2 protein-coding genes and 1 pseudogene are annotated in these 1937 nt (G+C 75.3%); all 3 read left to right on the forward strand.

The genetic code is table 11. The features are described 5' to 3' along the window. Window positions 1-34 precede the first annotated feature (34 nt). On the forward strand, window positions 35-1264 hold the full coding sequence (locus HGA02_RS17785; protein ID WP_168680575.1) for a hypothetical protein: 1230 nt from the start codon (window positions 35-37) through the stop codon (window positions 1262-1264). Window positions 1265-1448: 184 nt separating this feature from the next. Beyond that, entirely contained in the window at window positions 1449-1616 is a 168-nt protein-coding gene (locus HGA02_RS17790; protein ID WP_013772033.1) for a DUF3117 domain-containing protein, read from the forward strand. 16 nt (window positions 1617-1632) lie between these two features. Next, a pseudogene (locus HGA02_RS17795) lies at window positions 1633-1937 on the forward strand (leucyl aminopeptidase family protein); the annotation flags it as partial.

Here is a 1937-nt window from a genome sequence, read left to right on the forward strand (position 1 = left end):
CGCGGCTGGGCCGGTCGCCACGGACGCCGCCGACGTGCGGGCCTCCGCGGCCCCGCGTGCGTGGTTCGACCCGCGCGGCTGGCCGTGGTGGGTGCAGGCGCTCGCCGTCTACCTCGCCGGGCGGGCGTTCAGCGCGGTCGCGCTCGTCGTCACCGCGCAGGCGCAGGTCGAGAACTACTGGACGCCCGCGCAGCCGTCGTACCTGCAGTTCACGGGCCTGATGTGGGACGCGAGCTGGTACCGGCAGGCGGCCGAGCAGGGCTACCCGGACACGCTGCCCGTCGGCGAGGACGGGCTGGTCCAGCAGAACGTCTGGGCGTTCTTCCCGCTCTTCCCGATGCTCGTCCGCGGGCTCATGGTGCTCACCACGGGGCCCTGGTACGTGGTCGCCCCGCTCACGGCGCTCGTCCTCGGTGCCGCTGCCGCCGTCGTGATCCACCGGCTCGTCGAGCGCGGTGCGCCGCGCGCCGTCGCCGCCCGCCCGGGTCTGCCGCTGGCGACGGTCGCGCTCGTCACGGCCTTCCCGACGGCGGTCGTGCTCCAGGTCGCGTACACCGAGTCGCTCGCGCTGCTGCTGATCGCCGCCGCGCTCCTGCTGCTGGTCGAGCGGCGCTACCTCGCGATGTCCGTCGTGGTGCTCGCGCTCGGCTTCACGCGCGCGGTCGCGCTGCCGATGGCCGCGGTGATCGTGGTGCACGCGGCCGTGCGCTGGTGGCACAGCCGGCGCGGCGAGGACCACCTCGGCGGCCGGGACCTCGGCGGACTCGCGGCGCTCGCGGTCGCGGCCGGTGTCTCAGGCGTCGCGTGGCCGCTGATCTGCGGCTGGGTCACGGGCGTGCCCGACGGGTACCTGCAGACGCAGGAGTCGTGGCGCGGCCTGCGCGAGGTCCAGCCGTTCGGGGCGTGGGGCTACGTGTCGCAGTTCTGGTTCCAGGAGCGCGCGCCGTGGGTGCTCGCCGCCGGGTTCGCGCTCGTGATCGCGGTGCTCGTGGTCCCGGCGGCCTGGCGGCTCGGCAACGAGCTGCACGCCTGGCCCGCGGCCTACCTGCTCTACATCGCGGCGGTGATCGAGCCCGGCAGCAGTCTCGCGCGGTTCCTCGTCCTCGCCTTCCCGCTGGGCGCCGTCACGGCCGGCGTGGTGACGCGGCCGGCCGCTGCCCGGCGGCTCTGGTTCACCGGCGTGCTCGTCCTCATGCTCGCGCTCCAGCTCGTGTGGGTGTGGAACATGTGGCGGCTGACCCCGCCGCAGGGGTGGCCGCCGTGACCGGCGCACCTGGACCTGCGTCCGACGGGGAGCCGATCGGGCGGTCCGGGTCGCATCGGTCGAGGTGGGGGACCCTCGGGTGAACTAAGATGGTCGGCGGACCACCGGCCAAGCGGGCCTCTCGTCGCGCGCTCCGCGCACGAGCACCCGGCCGGGACGCACGAGCGAAGGAGAGGCCCCCCGTATGGCCGCGATGAAGCCGAGGACCGGCGACGGACCGCTCGAGGTGACGAAGGAGGGGCGCGGCATCGTGATGCGCGTCCCGCTCGAGGGCGGTGGACGGCTGGTGGTCGAGCTCAACGCGACCGAGGCCGCCGAGCTGGGCGAGGCCCTCACGTCCGTCGTCTCCTGACGACGGACCGCACGACATGGCGAGGCCGACGACAGGTTTCACCGCTTCCATCGGCCGGACGCCGCCCGAGGTGACGTCGGTCGGTGGCGGGCTCGCGACGAGCCCGCTGCTGACCGACGGCTCGGTCGACGCCGTCGCCGTCCCGGTCGCCCCACCGGGACCCGGCGACGAGGGCGTCGAGGCCCGCGAGGGCACCGCCGACGCCGCGGCGCGCTACGGCGTCGACCTCGCGGAGATCGCCGAGCGGGTGCGCCTCACGGGCGCCGCCGGCGAGGCGTACGTCCTGCAGCTCCCGCGACCCGTCGGGTCCGCGGTCACCCT

The organism is Cellulomonas septica (assembly GCF_012396155.1).
Lineage (GTDB): Bacteria > Actinomycetota > Actinomycetes > Actinomycetales > Cellulomonadaceae > Cellulomonas > Cellulomonas septica.